The 17,343-nt window shown below is 72.7% G+C and carries 16 protein-coding genes and 1 pseudogene; 5 read left to right on the forward strand and 12 right to left on the reverse strand.

The window, feature by feature from the left end:
• Nucleotides 1-120 precede the first annotated feature (120 nt).
• Entirely contained in the window at nucleotides 121-582 is a 462-nt protein-coding gene (locus tag ACFPZJ_RS28175) for a DUF6314 family protein (protein WP_381027170.1), read from the forward strand.
• On the opposite strand, the gene ACFPZJ_RS28180 is transcribed toward ACFPZJ_RS28175, so the two are convergent.
• The 3 genes from ACFPZJ_RS28180 to ACFPZJ_RS28190 form a co-directional block, all read right to left on the reverse strand.
• The gene (locus ACFPZJ_RS28180; RefSeq protein WP_381027172.1) at nucleotides 579-1,184 is read right to left on the reverse strand and encodes a histidine phosphatase family protein; all 606 of its coding nucleotides are present in this window, start codon (nucleotides 1,182-1,184) and stop codon (nucleotides 579-581) included. The genes ACFPZJ_RS28175 and ACFPZJ_RS28180 overlap by 4 nt on opposite strands.
• Nucleotides 1,185-1,287: 103 nt before the next feature.
• A complete protein-coding gene (locus ACFPZJ_RS28185) occupies nucleotides 1,288-1,725 on the reverse strand; it encodes a GNAT family N-acetyltransferase (protein ID WP_381027175.1) in 438 nt (145 codons plus the stop codon).
• A 53-nt stretch (nucleotides 1,726-1,778) separates the two neighbouring features.
• Complete coding sequence (locus ACFPZJ_RS28190) at nucleotides 1,779-3,293, reverse strand: aminotransferase-like domain-containing protein (protein WP_381027178.1); 1,515 nt, start codon at nucleotides 3,291-3,293, stop codon at nucleotides 1,779-1,781.
• On the opposite strand from ACFPZJ_RS28190, the gene ACFPZJ_RS28195 reads away from it, so the two are divergent.
• Together ACFPZJ_RS28195 and ACFPZJ_RS28200 are read left to right on the forward strand one after the other, a co-directional pair.
• Entirely contained in the window at nucleotides 3,292-4,209 is a 918-nt protein-coding gene (locus ACFPZJ_RS28195; RefSeq protein ID WP_381027180.1) for a DMT family transporter, read from the forward strand. The two genes, ACFPZJ_RS28190 and ACFPZJ_RS28195, sit on opposite strands and share 2 nt — an antisense overlap.
• A gap of 94 nt (nucleotides 4,210-4,303) precedes the next feature.
• Nucleotides 4,304-4,507 carry a DUF1918 domain-containing protein gene (locus ACFPZJ_RS28200; RefSeq protein WP_381027182.1) on the forward strand — a complete coding sequence of 68 codons (204 nt, stop codon included), beginning with the start codon at nucleotides 4,304-4,306 and terminating at the stop codon, nucleotides 4,505-4,507.
• A 1-nt stretch (nucleotide 4,508) separates the two neighbouring features.
• Here ACFPZJ_RS28200 and ACFPZJ_RS28205 read toward each other — a convergent pair whose 3' ends face one another.
• Nucleotides 4,509-5,762 carry a glycoside hydrolase family 10-like protein gene (locus ACFPZJ_RS28205; RefSeq protein WP_381027185.1) on the reverse strand — a complete coding sequence of 418 codons (1,254 nt, stop codon included), beginning with the start codon at nucleotides 5,760-5,762 and terminating at the stop codon, nucleotides 4,509-4,511.
• Nucleotides 5,763-5,970: 208 nt separating this feature from the next.
• Here ACFPZJ_RS28205 and ACFPZJ_RS28210 point away from each other — a divergent pair, with 208 nt between their 5' ends.
• On the forward strand, nucleotides 5,971-6,846 hold the full coding sequence (locus ACFPZJ_RS28210; protein WP_381027691.1) for a 3-hydroxybutyryl-CoA dehydrogenase: 876 nt from the start codon (nucleotides 5,971-5,973) through the stop codon (nucleotides 6,844-6,846).
• Nucleotides 6,847-7,039: 193 nt separating this feature from the next.
• Entirely contained in the window at nucleotides 7,040-7,297 is a 258-nt protein-coding gene (locus ACFPZJ_RS28215) for a hypothetical protein (RefSeq protein WP_381027187.1), read from the forward strand.
• A 42-nt stretch (nucleotides 7,298-7,339) separates the two neighbouring features.
• On the opposite strand, the gene ACFPZJ_RS28220 is transcribed toward ACFPZJ_RS28215, so the two are convergent.
• The 8 genes and pseudogenes from ACFPZJ_RS28220 to rplT form a co-directional block, all read right to left on the reverse strand.
• Nucleotides 7,340-7,885 (reverse strand): NUDIX hydrolase, encoded by a 546-nt coding sequence (locus ACFPZJ_RS28220; RefSeq protein ID WP_381027190.1) that lies wholly within the window; start codon nucleotides 7,883-7,885, stop codon nucleotides 7,340-7,342.
• A gap of 108 nt (nucleotides 7,886-7,993) precedes the next feature.
• Nucleotides 7,994-9,334: a transcriptional regulator gene (locus ACFPZJ_RS28225; RefSeq protein WP_381027193.1), complete on the reverse strand. Its 1,341-nt coding sequence runs from the start codon at nucleotides 9,332-9,334 to the stop codon at nucleotides 7,994-7,996.
• A 260-nt stretch (nucleotides 9,335-9,594) separates the two neighbouring features.
• Nucleotides 9,595-10,709: pseudogene (locus ACFPZJ_RS28230) on the reverse strand (PP2C family protein-serine/threonine phosphatase).
• 176 nt (nucleotides 10,710-10,885) lie between these two features.
• The gene (pheT, locus tag ACFPZJ_RS28235; protein ID WP_381027196.1) at nucleotides 10,886-13,399 is read right to left on the reverse strand and encodes a phenylalanine--tRNA ligase subunit beta; all 2,514 of its coding nucleotides are present in this window, start codon (nucleotides 13,397-13,399) and stop codon (nucleotides 10,886-10,888) included.
• Nucleotides 13,399-14,523: a phenylalanine--tRNA ligase subunit alpha gene (gene pheS, locus ACFPZJ_RS28240; protein WP_381027198.1), complete on the reverse strand. Its 1,125-nt coding sequence runs from the start codon at nucleotides 14,521-14,523 to the stop codon at nucleotides 13,399-13,401. The genes pheT and pheS overlap by 1 nt, the downstream gene beginning before the upstream one ends.
• 137 nt (nucleotides 14,524-14,660) lie before the next feature.
• The gene (locus ACFPZJ_RS28245; protein ID WP_381027201.1) at nucleotides 14,661-15,800 is read right to left on the reverse strand and encodes a sensor histidine kinase; all 1,140 of its coding nucleotides are present in this window, start codon (nucleotides 15,798-15,800) and stop codon (nucleotides 14,661-14,663) included.
• Nucleotides 15,801-15,923: 123 nt separating this feature from the next.
• A complete protein-coding gene (locus ACFPZJ_RS28250; RefSeq protein WP_381027204.1) occupies nucleotides 15,924-16,784 on the reverse strand; it encodes a TrmH family RNA methyltransferase in 861 nt (286 codons plus the stop codon).
• 101 nt (nucleotides 16,785-16,885) lie between these two features.
• On the reverse strand, nucleotides 16,886-17,269 hold the full coding sequence (gene rplT / locus ACFPZJ_RS28255; protein ID WP_365675417.1) for a 50S ribosomal protein L20: 384 nt from the start codon (nucleotides 17,267-17,269) through the stop codon (nucleotides 16,886-16,888).
• Between the last annotated feature and the right edge of the window lie 74 nt (nucleotides 17,270-17,343).

The following is a 17,343-nucleotide window of genomic DNA, read 5'->3' on the forward strand; positions in this document are numbered from 1 at the left end:
TTGAACGCGAGTTGTTCGAGATATCAGACGTTGGTCAGCACTTCGAACGGCAAGATAGGGAGGGGGCCACGGGGAGTCAATGGGTCGCGCGACAACGGATGGGACGGAGTGCGGGACGGAATGGGCGAGTTCTGGCCAGTACCGGATGTACTGGCCTATCTGGCCGGCACCTGGCGCGTCGAGCGAGTGGTGCGGGATCTGGCGGGCGGGCACCGGGGGGAGTTCGTCGGGACGACGGTTTTCGGCCCGCTGGAGGACGGCGGCCTGCTGCACCACGAGTCCGGCACGTTCGTCTGGCAGGGCGTGGCCCGCCCCGCCGAGCGGACCCTGCGCTACCTGCCCGGCCCGGGCGGCACGGCGGACGTGCGGTTCGCGGACGGCCGTCCCTTCCACGACCTGGACCTGACCTCGGGCCGGCATGTCGCCGGCCATCCCTGCGCGGCGGACCTCTACCGCGGGGAGTTCACCGCCCGGGACGAGGACCACTGGGAAACCGTCTGGCGGGTGCGCGGTCCCGCCAAGGACCTGGTCCTCACGACCTCCTACGCACGCGTCCAGGCGCGTCCCCGCGCACGTTCCTAGGCGCGTTCCCAGGCGGGTGAGGGCTGGGCCGAGGCCGCGTCGAAGCGCAGGTTCCAGTGCCCCGCCCGGCCCGTGACGGTCGTCGTCGACAGCGGACGGACGTCGATGTTCCAGTACGTCGAGGGCGGTGCCTTGAGCACGTACACCAGGGCGGCACGGATCACCGACGGCTCGGCGACCGCGACGATCCGGCAGCCGTCCTCGACGGGCCGGGTGTCGAGCCAGCCGCCGACGCGGGTGATGAAGGCGTGCAGCGACTCCCCGCCGTGCGGGGTGGCGCCCGGATCGGAGAGCCAGGTGTCCACCAGCTCCGGTTCCCGGGCCATCGCCTCGCCCAGCGTCAGCCCGCGCCAGCGGCCCATGTCGCAGTCCCGCAGGGCGAGCTGGACGAGCGGGGCGTACCCGAGGGCGTCGCCGGTGGTGCGGCTGCGCGGGGTCGGCGAGCAGTACCGCAGCTCGGCGGCCGCGAGGGGCAGCAGGTCACCGACGGCCCGCTGCACCTCCTCCCAGCCGGCCTGGTCCAGCGGCCGGTCGTCCTCGAAGCGCTCGGCGAGCCGCGGGGAGCTGCGCGCGGCGGCGACGAACGTGACCCGAAGTGCCATGCGTGGATGGTCAGGGGCCGGGGTTCGCAGGTCAAGGGATGTTACCGGCAAGTGACCGTGGGTGCGTGCCAGCCGACCGCAGGGTGAGGACCAGCCGGACACATCACTCGAAAATCAGGGCCATCCACTGGTCGGGCCGTTCCAGCGGCCGGAAGCCGAGCTTCTCGTACACGCCGTGGGCGTCGTGCGTGGCGAGCAGCACCCGCCGCAGTTGGTGGGGCCGCAGGTGCTCCCGTACGGCGGCCACCAGCGCCGTGCCGAGCCCCTTGCCGCGCACCGACGGGTCGACGTACACATCGCACAGCCACGCGAAGGTCGCCCGGTCGGTGATGACCCGCGCGTACGCCACCTGCTCCCCCGACACGGTCTCGTACACCCCGAAGTTGAGCGAGCTCTCGATCGCCCGGTCCTGCTTCTCGCGGCTGCGGCCCAGCGCCCAGTACGCGTCGGTGGACAGCCAGTGGTGCACGCGCCCGGCGTCGATGCGGGCGGGGTCGGCGGAGATCTCGTAGTCCTCGGGGAGGCTCGGCGTGTCGTTCATGGCGGGAGGTTTCCAGGCGGCGGGCCGTGGAGTCGAACGGTTTTTCCGCGAGGTCATGCTTCCCGCCTGACCTGCGGGTCCGTCGCGTCCCGGCATGAGAGCACCTCGTCGCAGGCCGTCCGCAGCCGCCGTACTCCCTCCGTGATCTCCCCGGTGCCCGCGACCGCCGCGAAGCTCAGCCGGACGTGGGCGGCCGGGGGTTCGGCACTGAAGTACGGGCGGCCGGGGCTGATGGCCACGCCGGCGCGCAGGGCGGCGGCCGTCAGAGCGGACTCTCGCCCAGAGCCGAAGGCCTGGGAGGTGCCCCCGGTGCCGTCGGGCAGCCGCAGCCACAGGTGGTAGCCGCCCGACGGAACGTGCGGCAGGGCGAGCTCGGGCAGGTCGAGCCGGAGCGAGGCGACCATCGCGTCCCGGCGGGTGCGCAACTCCGCCGCGATCGCCCGCAGATGGCGCGGCCAGGCGGGCGAGCCGACGAGCTCGAGGGCGGCCTCCTGCAGCGGCCGGGGCACGAAGAAGCTGTCGACGACCTGGATCGCGCGCAGCCGCTCCAGGACCGGCCCGCGCGCGGCCAGGGCGCTCACCCGGAAACTGGGCGAGGTCGCCTTGGTCAGCGAGCCGACGTACACCACGACTCCGTCGGGGTCATCGGCGGCGAGCGGGCGCGGCAGCGGCCCGGCGTCCTCGTGCGCGAGCCGCCGGACGAAGTCGTCCTCGACGACGAATGCGCCCGCCTCGCGCGCGATGCGCAGCACCTCGCCGCGCCGCTCGGCTGCGAGCACGGCACCGGTCGGGTTCTGGAACAGCGGCTGGCAGACGAAGACCCGGGCGCCGGTCGCGCGGAACGCGTCGGCGAGCAGCGGCGGTCGCACCCCGTCCGCGTCCACGGGGACGGGCACCGGGCGCAGCCCGGCGCTGCGGGCGATGGCCAGCATGCCCGGGTAGGTCGGCGACTCGACGAGGACGGGGGCGCCGGGCGGGGCGAGGGCGCGCAACGCCGTGGTCAGCGCGGACTGGCCGCCCGCGGCGATCAGCACCTCGGCGGCCGTGACCGCCCCGCCGGGGCCGCCGATGCTCCGCGCGAACCACTCCCGCAGCTCCGGCAGCCCCTCCACGGGCGGCCGCCCCCAGGCGCCGGGGCGGCGTCCCGCGCGGGACAGGGCGGCGGCCATCGCCCGCTCGGGCTGCAACGAGGGGTGCAGGTAACCGCCGTTGAACTCGATCACCCCGGGTGCCGGTGCGGCGAGCGTGACCAGCACTCCGGTGGCGTCCACCGAGCGGGGCACGAGGTCGGCGGCGCCGTCCGCGCTGAGCGCGACCTCCTGCCAGGAGGTGTCCCCCGCCGCCGGGGCAGCCCCCCGGGGCTCCGCGCGGAACGCGCCGGCGCCGGGCCGGGTCACCACGAGCCCCTCGGCGGCCAGCTGCGCCAGGGCCCGCGAGACGGTCACGGGACTCACCCGGAACCGCTCGACGAGGGCCCGGCTCGACGGCAGCTTTCCACCGGGAGAGTAGCGGTCGAGTTCCCTCCGCAGCCGGTCCACCAGGTCACTGACACTGCTACGCTCGTGCATGAGAACAGAGAGTAGCGCTACTGCCGCACCCCGGATAGCAGTCACCACCGGCCGGGAGCGCCCCGGCCTCGGCACCCTGCAGGCCGCCCTCGGCGTCGTCGCCTTCTCCCTCACCTTCCCCGCCACCGCGTGGGGGCTGGAGGGCTTCGGGCCCTGGTCCCTGGTCGCCGCGCGGAGTGTGCTCGCCGCGCTCGTCGCGGGCGGCTGCCTGCTGGCGCTGCGCGTCCCGCTGCCGGCCCGCCGGCACTGGCCGGGCCTGGCGGTGGTGGCCGCCGGGGTGGTCCTCGGCTTCCCGATGCTGACCACGCTCGCCCTGGAGACGTCCACCACCGCGCACGCGGCCGTCGTGGTGGGCCTGCTGCCGCTGACCACGGCCCTGCTGTCGGCGCTGCGGGTCGGCACCCGCCCCTCGCGCACCTTCTGGGCGGCGGCGCTCGCGGGCGCGGCGGCGGTGCTGGTCTTCACCGTCCAGCAGAGCGGCGGGGCCCTGACGACGGCCGACCTGTACCTCTTCGGGGCGCTGCTGGTGTGCGCGGCCGGCTACACCGAGGGCGGGCGGCTCGCCCGGGTGATGCCGGGCTGGCAGGTCATCGGCTGGGCGTTGGTGCTGTGCCTGCCGCTCGCGCTGCCCGCCGCCGCGCTCGCGCTGTCGTACGAGCCCGTGCGGCTGACCGCGCACAGTGTGGCCGGGCTGCTGTGGGTGGCGGCCGGCTCGCAGTTCCTGGGGCTGGTCGTCTGGTACCGGGGCATGGCGGCGATCGGCATCCCGAAGGCCAGCCAGTTGCAGCTGGCCCAGCCCCTGCTCACACTGGTGTGGTCGGTGCTGTTGCTGGGCGAGCACCTGACGGTGGCCGCTCCGCTGACGGCCGCAGCGGTGCTGGTGTGCATCGCCGTCACCCAGCGGGCGCGAGGCTGAGCGGGCCGCACGGCCCCCTGCCAACCGGCGCCCACCGCCGTAGACTCAAGGCCACGGACCGCTGCTCCCCCACATGGTGAGGAGGCCCCAGACGATGCGTGCAACCGTCGGCGACCAGCTTGTCCAGCACGGCAGGGTGGTCGGTCAACACGACAAGGTCGGCGAGATCGTCGAAGTGCTGGGCCCGGAGGGCAACCCGCCGTACCGCGTCCGCTTCGAGGACGGGCACGAGGGCGTGTGCTCACCCGGTCCCGACTCCGAGATCCGTCACCGGACTCCCCAGCAGGAAATGCGGTAGATCAGCGCGGGGGCTTCGCCGGCTGCTGGTAGTGGTCGGCGACCACCCGCGCCATCGCCCCGATCCGGTCCGCCGCCACGTCCCTGGCGGCGAAGAAGACGTGCCCGCGCACCTGCGGGTGGTCCCGGCCGAGGGTGAGGTGCCGGGACAGCTCGGCCGGGTCCTGCCAGGCTGCGGGCTGCGCCGGGTCACCGGCCTTGTACAGCGCCTCACCCACGTACAGCCGTGTCGGGCTGCCCTGCGCGACCTGCGACCACCAGGACAGCAGTTCGGCGTAGTCGGCGGCGGCGAAGCCGACGTTCCAGTACAGCTGCGGGCAGAGGTAGTCGATCCAGCCCTCCCGCACCCACTTGCGGGTGTCCGCGTGCAGGTCGTCGTAGGTCTGCACGCCGGCCCGCGTGTCGGAGCCGAGGGGGTCGGTGGCGGCGTTGCGCCAGACGCCGAAGGGGCTGATGCCGAAGCGCGCGGCGGGCCGGACCTGCCGGAGACGGGCCGCCGTCTCGCGCACCAGCCTGTCGATGTTGTCCCGCCGCCAGGAGGCCCGGTCCGGGAAATCGGCGCCGTGCCTGGCGTAGGCCGCGTCGTCGTCGAAGGTCTGGCCCGCCACGGGGTACGGGTAGAAGTAGTCGTCGAAGTGCACGGCGTCGACGGGGTACTTGCCCACCGCGTCGAGCATCGCGTCCTGCACGAAGGCGCGCACCTCGGGCAGTCCCGGGTTGTAGTAGAGCTTCCCGGCGTACGTCACCACCCAGTCCGGGTGCTGCCGGGCCGGGTGGGAGGCGACCAGCCTCGTCGGGTCCGCGTGCATCGCCACCCGGTACGGGTTGAACCAGGCGTGCAGTTCCAGCCCGCGGGCGTGGGCCTCCTGCACGGCGGTGCCGAGCGGATCCCACCCGGGGGCCCTGCCCTGGGTGCCGGTGAGGTACTGCGACCAGGGCTCGTACGGCGACGGCCACAGCGCGTCCGCCGTGGGCCGCACCTGGAAGATCACGGTGTTGAGCCGGTTGCGGACGGCCAGATCGAGCAGACCGGTCAGTTCGGCACGCTGCTCCTCGGCGCTCAAACCGGCGCGGGAGGGGAAGTCGCGGTTCGCCACGGAGGCGATCCACATGCCGCGCAGCTCCCGGGCCGTGCGCCGGGGATGGTGACCGGTCCCCGCCACGGCCGCGGTCGCCGCCGCACCGCCGCCCGCCGCCAGCGTCGCCAGCGCGGTCACCGCGAACGCCCGCCGTGACAGCCGCGGCCTCCGATGCATGCCCTTACCTCCGTGTGCCGTGGGCCCGTCCCGGTGTCCGATCGCCCCGTCCCGGTGCCGGATCATCCCGCTCCCGCTCGTCCTCGCGCCAGCCTGCCACGCGCCACCCGGCCGATCGATCATCCGAGGCCGGAGGTAACGTGCAGGTTTGGAGCAGGCACCGAACACGGCGGACCTGCCACTGTGGATCAGCAGCGAAAGGGACGATGTGACGGACACCCCATCGGGAGACATCGCACGCGTCGGAGTGGTGGGCTGCGGTCAGATGGGCGCGGGGATCGCCGAGGTGTGCGCCCGGGCCGGTCTGGACGTGAAGGTCGCCGAGACCACCGGCGAAGCCCTGGAGATCGGCCGCACCCGGCTGTTCAACTCCCTGTCCAAGGCGGCCGAGCGCGGCAAGATCACCGAGGAGGAGCGGGAGGCCACACAGGCCCGTCTGAGCTTCACCACCGACCTCGGCGAGTTCGCCGACCGCGACCTGGTGATCGAGGCCGTCGTCGAGAACGAGCAGGTCAAGACCGAGATCTTCCAGGTACTGGACCAGGTCGTGACCCGGCCGGACGCCATCCTGGCCTCCAACACCTCCTCCATCCCGCTGGTGAAGCTGGCGGTCGCCACCTCGCGGCCGGACCAGGTCATCGGCATCCACTTCTTCAACCCGGCCCCGGTGCAGAAGCTCGTCGAGCTGATCCCGGCCCTCACCACCTCCGAGGGCACGATCAGCCGGGCGCAGCTCTTCACCGAGAAGGTGCTGGGCAAGCACTCCATCCGTGCCGTGGACCGCTCCGGCTTCGTGGTCAACGCGCTGCTGATCCCGTACCTGCTCTCCGCGATCCGGATGTTCGAGACGGGCATCGCCAGCCGCGAGGACATCGACAACGGCATGGAGATGGGCTGCGCCCACCCGATGGGCCCGCTGAAGCTGTCCGACCTGATCGGCCTGGACACCGTCGCCTCGGTGGCGCAGAGCATGTACGAGGAGTACAAGGAGCCGCTGTACGCCGCTCCCCCGCTGCTCCAGCGCATGGTCGACGCCGGCCGGCTGGGCCGGAAGACCGGCTCCGGTTTCTACACCTACGGCTGATTACACACGGTCAGATTTCGGCCAGTTCACGGGCCCGGCTCCCCCGAGGGTGCCGGGCCCGCGCCATTCACACACCGTGTGCGCGGCGGGCTCGCATATGCCACTCACACACTCTCCCCACGCGCCCACCAGGCGAGTTGACTCAACATGCGCATGCAAGGGATGTGAGACGACTACGGAAAGGAGCGGACTTGTGACCGCCGATCCCGAGCATCCCGTCCTCCAGGGAGAACTCGCAGAGTTACGACGCCGCCTCGACGTGGCCTACGCCCGCGTCGAAGGCGGACTGGCACTGCTGACCCATCGCACCGAGGAGACGGTCAAGGAACTCGACGAACTGAACGACCGGATCGTCACACTGGAACACGCCCGCTGGCCGCTGCCCTCGATCGCGGCCGTGACGGCCGTGGGCGCGCTCATCGTGGCGATCTGGCAGGCGTTCGGCCGCTAGCCGGCCGGGAAGGCCGTGACCGGCCGGCCAGGACGCGGGGGGTCAGGGCAAGGCGTCCTGCCCGAGCCTGAGGTGGTGCAGCAGGAGTAACGCGGCCGCCATGTTGGCGGCCGGGACCTCCCCGCGGGCGACCATGTCGGGGACGAGCTTGAGGGGGACCCATTCCCGGCGGTCCGACTCGAAGTCGTCCACGGGGTGCCCGACGTACTCGCCCTCGTCGGCCCAGTAGATGTGGTGCCGGGCGTCGGTGAGGCCGTTGGACGGCTCCACGCTCATGAGGTGGTGCAGGGGTCCCGGCCGCCAGCCGGTCTCCTCCTCCAGCTCCCGGGCGGCCGCCACGGCGATGTCCTCGCCGTCCTCGACCACGCCGGCCGCGAGTTCCCACCCCCAGCTGTCGGTGATGAAGCGGTGCCGCCACAGCAGCAGGACTTCGTTGGCCCCGTTCACCACCGTGGCCACGGCGACGGGCCGCAGCCGTATGAGGAAGTGGTCGAGATGCCGGCCGTCCGGCAGTTCGACATCCGCGAGATTGACGCTGAACCAGCGGTTTGAGTACACAGTTTGTTCGTTCTGTTTCGTCCACTGCACGGTTCTGCCACCTTTCGCTGGGTAAGGGGCAATATCGCAGCAGGGACGGTCTGACAGCAGGCGCACGGGGACCCGCTCGCCGCGCGGGGTGCGCCGGTTCGCACGGGTTCACAACGGTACGCGCAGCGCCCCGTCGATGAGTTCGGCGGCCTCGGAGGTGCCCGCGCAGCCGCTGCGCACCAGGTGCTCGCGGACCGCGCGCAGTCTGTCGCGCAGCCGCTGGGACTCCATGCCCCGGGCCTGTTCGGCCATCTGCACGGCGATGGCGACGGCCTTGTCGGCGTTGCCCTGCCGCAGTTCGATCGTGCTGAGCATGGCGAGCCGGTGCACCCGGCCCCGGTCGTGGGCGGGGTTGTCGACGGCCGCCGCCGCGTGCTCCCCCGCCGCCGCGATCTCGCCGAGGCTCAGCAGCGCCTCCGCCACCTGGACGTTGACCAGGCCCGGCTGGACATAGCCGGTCTCGTCGGGCTCGTATCCGCGCCGGATGCGTTCGGCGGCCTGCTCGGCCCGCCGGATGCAGGACAGCGCGCTCGTACCGTCGCCGAGGTGGGCGTACGACTTCGCCTGCATCGCGTACAGGTCGGAGGCGAGCGCCGGGGTGATGTGCTTGCCGGCGGCGCGCAGCGCGGCCTCCGCGAAGGCGACGGCCTGCCGGTACTCCCGCATGAACAGCGACTGGTTGACCAGCAGGGCGATCACGTACGCGCCGAGCCCCCGGTCCCCGCTGGCCTTGGCGAGCCGCAGCGCCTGGTGGAAGTAGCGCTGGGCGAGCCCGTGCGCGTCGGAGTCGTAGGCGCAGATGCCGGCGATCGCCACCAACCCGCCCGTGGCGCGGTGCAGTTGGCGGCCTGTGGCGTCGGTGTAGCCGCCGCGCAGCAGCGGGGCCGCCTCGGCGTTCAGGAAGCCGACGATGCGGGCGCGCGTCGCGATGCCGCCGGCCTTGCGGTACATCTGCTCGTAGTGGGTGCGGGCGGCGCGCAGCATCTCGATGTCTCCGGCCGTGACCCGGTGCCGGCCGCCGCGGGAGACGTCCACGTCCTCGGGCGGGTTCTCCCACTCCCACACGGGCATCACCGCGGGCGTGCCGGTGAGCGCGGGCGCGCCCAGGATGTGCGGGCGCTGCTGCTGGTCGGAGCGCCACAGGGCGGTGGCCCGCTCGACGAACCCGGACAGCGAGCCGGTGTGCGGCGCGGCCGGCTCGCCGGGCACGCCGAGGCCGATGTCGTCCAGGGTCACCGGTCGCTGGAGCCGGGCGGCGAGCACCTCGCAGATCAGGTCGGGCACCTGGCCGCGGGGCCGCTGCCCCTTCAACCACCGTGCGACGGCGGTGTGTTCGTAGCGCAGTGCGAGCCCGCGTCCGCGACCGGCCTGGTTGACGTGCGCGGCCAGGCCCGCGTGCGAGATCCCCGCCTCGTCCAGGATCGCGTCGAGCAGTGTGTTGGGCTGCATGGGAGGCCCCCCGGTGGCTCGGTGCCGACAGAGTAGTGCGTCCGCCTTCACACGGGGTGTGAACGGAGTGCTCGAATCCGTAGGGTGTGCGCGCTGTCGCGGAGAGTTGCCCGCCGGTTGACTGAAATGCCTCGAAAGAGGCCGGCCGGGCCGTCGGCTCCCCCTCGTAGAATGCGGCGGCCCGCTTCCATGCCGTCCGCCCAGCCGCCTGCCCGACACTCCGTGGCGGGGCGGACGGCCTGCCGGGCCTGGCCGGTTGGCTAGTCGCCGAGTGGCTGGAGCCGCGTGGTCGGCTGTGGGTGCCTTGTGGCTGGAGGCGCCCCGGCGGCGGAGCCGTCCGTGTCACGGCTCCGGGCCGCTGGGGCGTCGCGCCGGGCGTTGGTGAGTACCAGCAGGGCCATGTCGTCCGCGGGGACGCCGCGTGTGTGGTGCAGCAGGGCCGTGAAGACTGTGCTGAGCCAGTACGACCGGCAGCGGGAAGAACCGGCCATGAGCGTCCCGGTGGTCCTCCACGCCGTCCGTGTGGAGGAACAGCGCCTGCCCGGGCGGGCAGTTCGGCCGGCAGCGGAAAGGGGCCGAGGGGCGGGAACGGGTCGGCGCGGGCCAGTTGCTCCACTCGCGTCCCGGTCAGTAGGTACGGCCACGGGTGGCCGCAGTTCAGGGCCCGCACTTCACCGTGCGGGTCGATCTCCACCAGCAGCAGCGTGACGAACTCCTCGGCGACCGGGCCGACGGGCGCCAGGCCCGAGGAGGGGTGTTCGGCGCGGGACCGTTCGCGCAGGTGCCGGGCCAGGGCCCGGTCCAGTCGGCGCAGGACGCCGCCGAGGTCGGTCTCGTCGTGCGCGGCCTCGCGGAAGCTGCCGAGGACGGCTGCGGCCGTGGCGAGAGCGCCGAGGCCGTGTCCGCGGACGTCGCCCATCACGGCCCGTACGCCGTGCTCGGTGGCGACGACCTCGTACAGGTCGCCGCCGACGGCGGCGCCCCGGTCGGCGGAGAGCTGGGCCGCGGCGACGTGCAGCCCGTCGACGCGCGGCGGCAGCCGCCGTACCAGGACGCTCTGGGCGGCATCCGGCACCCGGCGCGCCTGACGCAGCTCACGCAGCAGCGCCCGCCGGACATGGACGATGATCCCCGTGCCGACCGCGACGAAGACGGCGCTGGTGGCGATCCGTGCCCCCAGCCCGTTGTGCTGGGCGAGCGGACAGACCAGCTTGAACGTCACCGCCGTGGCCCCCCAGACGGCGGGCAGTCCGAGGGCGAGCACCCCGCGCAGCGGCTGCCGCTCGGCCCTGCTCGCGGCCCGGCGGGCGGGTGCCCGGGAGTTCGTCCGGAGCCGCCCCGTCCCGCGGTGCACCCCGGCCCTGATGCGGATCATGCGGTCGGCCCCCCAATAGGCCCTGCAACGCAGACGGACCGGCCTCGAAAGGCCGGTCCGATTCTGTCGACCGGATAACCCGAAAGGGCTGGATCACCTCAGCTTCTCACCCGAACAAGTGAGGTGACGGCACCACTGAGAGCTCGGAGTCGACGACGCGCGGTCCCCCGCGGCGATCAGCCGCGCAGCACCGCCCCCGTACGCTCACCCGCGAGGGCAACCGCCGCCTCCCGGGCCGCCGACGCCTCGTCCACCGTCAGCGTCCGGTCGGCGGCGCGGAACCGCAGCGCGTACGCCAGCGACTTGCGCCCCTCCCCGAGCTGCTCGGCGTTCTCGTAGACGTCGAACAGCCGGATGGCCTCCAGCAGTTCCCCGGCACCCTCCCGCAGCGCCGCCTCGACCTCGGCCGCCGGGACGGCCGCGTCGACGACGAGCGCGACGTCCTGCGTGGCGACCGGGAACGTGGAGATCCGCGGCGACTGCGGGGTGGCGTCGCCGACCTGCTCCAGGACGTCCAGGTCCAGCTCCATCGCGCAGGTGCGGGCCGGCAGGCCGAGCGCCTTGACCACGCGCGGGTGCAGCTCCCCGGCGTGGCCCACGACCCGCTCCGCGCCGTCGGCGGTGACCGCCAGTTCGGCGCAGCGCCCCGGGTGCCACGGTCCGTACTGCCCCTTGCGGACGATGAGCTCGGCGCCCGCCTCATGGGCGACGGTCCGCGCCGCCTCGACGGCGTCGGCCCAGTCGGCGGGGCGGCCCTTGCCCCACCAGCCGGCCTGCTCGCGGGCACCGGCGAGGACGACGGCGACGTGGCGCGGCTGCTCCGGCAGCGCCGCGTTCAGCCCCGCGATCTCCTCGTCGCTCGGACGCCGGTCGACAGGCAGCCGCACGGCGACGCGCTGCTCCTCGCGCGGGTGGAAGACCAGGCCGGTCTCGAAGAGCGCCAGGTCGTGCGAGCCCCGCCCGTCGTTGCGCCGCAGCGCGCCGAGCAGGCCCGGCAGCAGGGACGTCCGCAGGGCCGGTTCCTCGTCGCTGAGCGGGTTGGTGAGCCTGACGACACGGCGGGCCGGGTCGTCGGCCTCCAGGCCGAGCTGGTCGAAGACCTGCTCGCTGACGAACGGGTAGGTCGGCGCCTCCACGTAGCCGGCCCCGGCCAGGGCCCGGCCCACGCGGCGGTGCAGCCGCTGCCGGTGGGTCAGGCCACGGCCGGCCGGCGGCTTGGGCAGCGTGGAGGGCAGGTTCTCGTAGCCCTCCAGGCGGATGACCTCTTCGGCCAGGTCGTTCGGGTCGGTGAGGTCGGGCCGCCAGGACGGCACGGTGACGATCAGCTCGTCCTGCCCGTACACGTCGCAGCCGATCTCCTGCAGCCGCCGTACGACGGTCTCGCGGCCGTACCGCACGCCCGCCACCTTGTCCGGGTGGTCGGCCGGGATGGTGATGGTGCGCGGCGCGGACGGGGCGATGACCTCGGTGACGCCGGCCTCGGCGGTCCCGCCGGCCAGCAGCACCAGCAGGTCCACCGTGCGCTGGGCGGCGGCAGCGGCGGCCTGCGGGTCGACGCCGCGCTCGAAGCGGCGGGACGCCTCGGAGGACAGCTTGTGGCGGCGGGCCGTGCGCGCGATCGACACCGCGTCGAAGTGCGCGGCCTCGATCACGATGTCCGTCGTCGCGTTCTCCACGTCCTCGTGGTCGGCGATCTCCGTGTTGGCGCCGCCCATGACACCGGCGAGGCCGATCGGGCCGCGCTCGTCGGTGATGACCAGGTCCTCGGTGTCGAGGGTGCGCACCACGCCGTCGAGGGTGGTGAGCTTCTCCCCCGGCTCGGCCCGGCGCACGCCGATGGCGCCCTGGACCAGCTTGCGGTCGTAGGCGTGCAGCGGCTGGCCGAGCTCCATCATCACGTAGTTGGTGACGTCGACGGCGAGCGAGATCGGGCGCATGCCGACCTTCTGCAGGCGGCGCTGGAGCCAGATCGGCGAGCGCGCCTCGGGGCTCAGACCGGTCACCGTGCGGGCGGTGAAGCGGTCGCAGCCGAGGGGGTCGGAGATCCGCACCGGGTAGCCGAACGCGTTCGGGGCGGGCACGTCGAGCAGCGCCGGGTCGCGCAGCGGCAGACCGTAGGCGATGGCGGTCTCGCGGGCGACGCCGCGCATCGACAGGCAGTAGCCGCGGTCGGGCGTGACGGCGATGTCGAGGACCTCGTCGACCAGCTCCAGCAGGTCGACGGCGTCCCTGCCGATCTCGGTCTCCGGCGGCAGCACGATGATGCCGTGGCTGCCGTCGTCGCCCATGTTCAGCTCGTCGCTGGAGCAGATCATGCCGCGCGACATCCGGCCGTACGTCTTGCGCTCGGCGATCTGGAAGTCGCCCGGCAGCACGGCACCCGGGAGGGCCACGACGACCTTGTCGCCGACGGCGAAGTTGCGGGCGCCGCAGACGATCTCCTGCGGCTCACCGGTGCCGTTGGCCTGGCCGACGTCGACGGTGCAGAAGCGGATCGGCTTCTTGAAGCCCTCCAGCTCCTCGATCGTGGCCACCTGACCCACGACGAGCGGGCCCTTCAGGTCGGCGCCGAGCTGCTCGACGGTCTCGACCTCCAGACCGGCCGACACCAGCTTGGCCTGTACGTCACGGCCGGTCTCCGTCGCCGGCAGGTCGACGTACTCCCGCAGCCAGGAAAGCGGGACCCGCATCAGATCTCCATCCCGAACGGCCGGGTGAACCGGACGTCACCCTCGACCATGTCTCGCATGTCTTCGACGTTGTGGCGGAACATCAACATCCGCTCGATGCCGAACCCGAAGGCGAAGCCGCTGTACTTCTCGGGGTCGACGCCGCAGGCGGTGAGCACCCGCGGGTTGACCATGCCGCAGCCGCCGAGCTCGATCCAGCCCTCGGACGAGCAGGTGCGGCACGGCCGGTCGGGGTTGCCGACGGACTCGCCCTTGCAGACGTAGCAGAGCATGTCCATCTCGGCGCTCGGCTCGGTGAAGGGGAAGTAGTTCGGCCGCAGCCGGGTCTTCATGCCCTCGCCGAACAGCGACTGGACCATGTGGTCCAGGGTGCCCTTGAGGTCCGCCATGGTCAGGCCCTCGTCGACGGCGAGCAGCTCGATCTGGTGGAAGACCGGGGTGTGCGTGGCGTCCAGCTCGTCCGTGCGGTACACGCGGCCGGGGCAGACGACGTAGACCGGCGGCTCGCGGTCGAGCAGGGACCTGGCCTGCACCGGGGAGGTGTGGGTCCGCAGGATGACGCCGGACTCGCCGTCGTCGCCCTTCGGGCCGTCGACGAAGAAGGTGTCCTGCATCTGCCGGGCCGGGTGGTCGGGCGTGAAGTTCAGGGCGTCGAAGTTGAACCACTCCGCCTCGACCTCGGGCCCCTCGGCGACCTCGTACCCCATGGACACGAAGACGTCCGCGACCCGCTCCATCATCGTGGTCAGCGGGTGCCGGGCGCCGGCGGGCACCCGGTCGTAGGGCAGCGTGACGTCCACGGCCTCCTCGACCAGCACCCGGGCGTCCCGCTCGGCCTCCAGTTCCTCCTGGCGGGCAGCGAGCGCCTTGTTCACGGCGCCGCGGGCCTGGCCGACGCGCTTGCCGGCCTCGGCCTTGGCGTGCGGGGGCAGGGCGCCGATCTCGCGGTTGGCGAGCGCCAGCGGGGACGCGGGGCCGGTGTGGGCGACCTTGGCCTCGTGGAGCGCGTCGAGGGAGTCCGCGGCGGCGAAGGCGGCGAGCGCCTCGTCCCGCATGCGCTCGATCTCTTCCGGTTTCAACGCCTCGACCTCTACAGGGTCGTACGACTTATTGGGTGCCGACATCTCTTCCCGTGCTTCCGATTGGCTGGCTGGAGGTCCCCGTCACCGACTCGTGGACGGATCGTCACGGTTTTTGGGACACAAAGGTGCCAAAGGCCGAGTCTAACGGGGTGGAGGTAGGCGAATGCGCCCGTGGGGCCTCAGGCGAGATACGCCGGTGCCGCCACGGGCAACGTAAATCGGAACTCGGCGCCGCCGCCGGGGGCGCGGCCGACCGTGATGGTGCCGCCGTGGGCCTCGACGATGCCCTTGACGATGTACAGCCCAAGGCCCGTGCCGCCGCGCTTGCTGCCCCGCCAGAAGCGGGTGAAGACGCGGTTCATGGACTCCTCCGGGATGCCGGGCCCCTCGTCGCTCACGGTGACCGACGTGCCAGTGTCCTCGCCTTCGCGCGGGGACGCCGTGGCCGTGATGTCGATGGTGACGGTTCCCTCGCCGTGCCGCACCGCATTTTCCAGCAGGTTGCTGAGCACCTGGTCGATCTTGTCGGGGTCGGCCCACAGCATGGGCAGGGGCTGCTCGATGCGCAGCAGGAACCGGTCGGCGGGCTGCCCGGCGGCGACGTACGCCTGGATGTGCCGTCCGACGGCGGCGCCGATGTCGACGGGCTGCCGCCGCACCTCCAGCCTGCCGGAGTCGATGCGGGATATGTCCAGCAGCTCGGCGATGAGCCGGGTGACCCGGTCGGCGTCGGCGTCGACGGTCTCCAGCATCAGCCGTTTCTGGTCGTCGGTGAACCTCTCCCACTTGGCGAGCAGGGTCGCGGTGAAGCCTTTGACGGAGGTCAGCGGGGAGCGCAGCTCGTGGGCGACGGTGGCGATCAGTTCGGCGTGGCTGCGTTCGGTGCGACGCCGGGCCTCGGTGTCGCGGAGGGTGACGACGACGCGGCGGACGGGGCCGCTGGGGCGGGTGCGGACGTACCGCGCGGAGACCAGCACCTCACGTCCGCCGGGGAGCAGCAGGTTGCGCTCGGGCTGGCGGACCCGGATGGCGAGCCCGCCGTACGGGTCGGTCAGCTGCCACCAGCGCCGGCCCTCCAGGTCCTCTAACGGCAGGGCCTTCTCCAGCCGCTGCCCGAGGGCGTCGGCGGCGGGAGTGGCGGTGATGCGCTCGGCGGCGGCGTTGAAGCAGATGACGCGGCCGTGTTCGTCGGCGACGACGAGTCCGTCGGGCAGCTCGTCGGGATCGATGCCGAGGTCGGCCAGATCACCGGGAGCCCGGGGCGCGGGCGGCCGCCGCACGTCCCGTGCCCCCGGTGCGCTGCTCGTGCCGGCGCTCATTCCCCGTGCCCCACCTCTCGTACTGGCTCAGTGGGTGTCCTGAGCTGGTCACCCTACTAGGCCCTGTCGTCGAATTCCCGTCGTCCGCCACGTGGGGCGGGAGGGAATTCGACGACAGGGCCTTCAGCTCTCGGTGACGGAACGGCACCCTGCGTCGGCGCGTTGGGCGCGGGCCGACGCGTAGAGACATACGGCTGCCGCGGTGGCGAGGTTCAGGCTCTCGGCCTTGCCGTGGATGGGGACGCGCACGACGGCGTCCGTCAGCGCGCGGGTCTCCTCCGGGAGCCCCCAGGCCTCGTTTCCGAAGATCCAGGCGGTCGGTCCGCCCATGGTGCCCTTGTCGAGCTCGTCGTCGAGGTCGCGGTCGCCCGCCCCGTCGGCGGCGAGCACCCGCACCCCGGCGGCGCGCAGCCCTTCGACCGCCTGTGCCACGGGGACGCCGACGGCGACCGGGAGGTGGAAGAGCGAGCCGACGGAGGCCCGTACGGCCTTGGGGTTGTACAGGTCGACGGAGGCGTCGGTGAGGACGACGGCCTCGGCGCCGGCGGCGTCGGCGCACCGCAGCACGGTGCCGGCGTTGCCGGGGTCCCGGACGTGCGCGAGCACGGCGACCAGCTTGGGGCGGGCCGCGAGGATCTCCTCGAAGGGCGTGTCCAGGAAGCGGCAGATCCCGACGAGCCCCTGCGGGGTGACGGTGGTGGAGATGTCCTCGATGACCTGCTCGGAGGCGAGGTGCACCCGGGCGCCGGCGGCCCGGGCCTCGCCGATGATGTCGGCGTACCGCTCCGCGGCCTCCAGTGTCACGAACAGCTCGACGAGCGTGGCCGTGCCCCCGGCCCGGTGTCCGGCGGCCTCCCGCACGGCCTGCGGCCCCTCCGCGAGGAACAGCCGCTCCTTGCCCCGGAAGTTCCGCTTCGCGAGCCGCCGGGCGGCCGAGACACGGGGGGAGCGGGGGGAGATGAGCTCGGGGGTGGCGGGGGGCATGGGTTCACCATCACGTTCGGAGGTTCACGGACACAGCAGGACCCGCAGGCCGCGCCGGCCTGCGGGTCCCTTCGGTCACATCGGCTCGGGGCCGACGGGCGTCACGCCGCCTTGGGCGCGTTCACGTCCGCCGGGAGGGCCTTCTGCGCGACCTCGACGAGCGAGGCGAACGCGTTCGGGTCGTTGACGGCCAGCTCGGCCAGGATCTTGCGGTCGACCTCGACGTTGGCGGCCTTCAGACCCTGGATGAAGCGGTTGTACGTGATGCCGTTGGCGCGGGCAGCGGCGTTGATGCGCTGGATCCACAGCTGGCGGAAGTCACCCTTGCGCTTCTTGCGGTCGTTGTAGTTGTAGACCAGCGAGTGGGTGACCTGCTCCTTGGCCTTGCGGTACAGGCGCGAACGCTGACCGCGGTAGCCGGAAGCCTGCTCGAGGATCGCCCGGCGCTTCTTGTGGGCGTTGACTGCCCGCTTGACGCGTGCCACTTGTTAACTCCTTGTAGCGGGGCCGTGGTGGTCCTCACACGGCCCGGTATCGATTGGGTCCCGGTCCTGACGTA

Source organism: Streptomyces bullii (genome assembly GCF_042657145.1).
GTDB classification, from domain to species: domain Bacteria; phylum Actinomycetota; class Actinomycetes; order Streptomycetales; family Streptomycetaceae; genus Streptomyces; species Streptomyces bullii.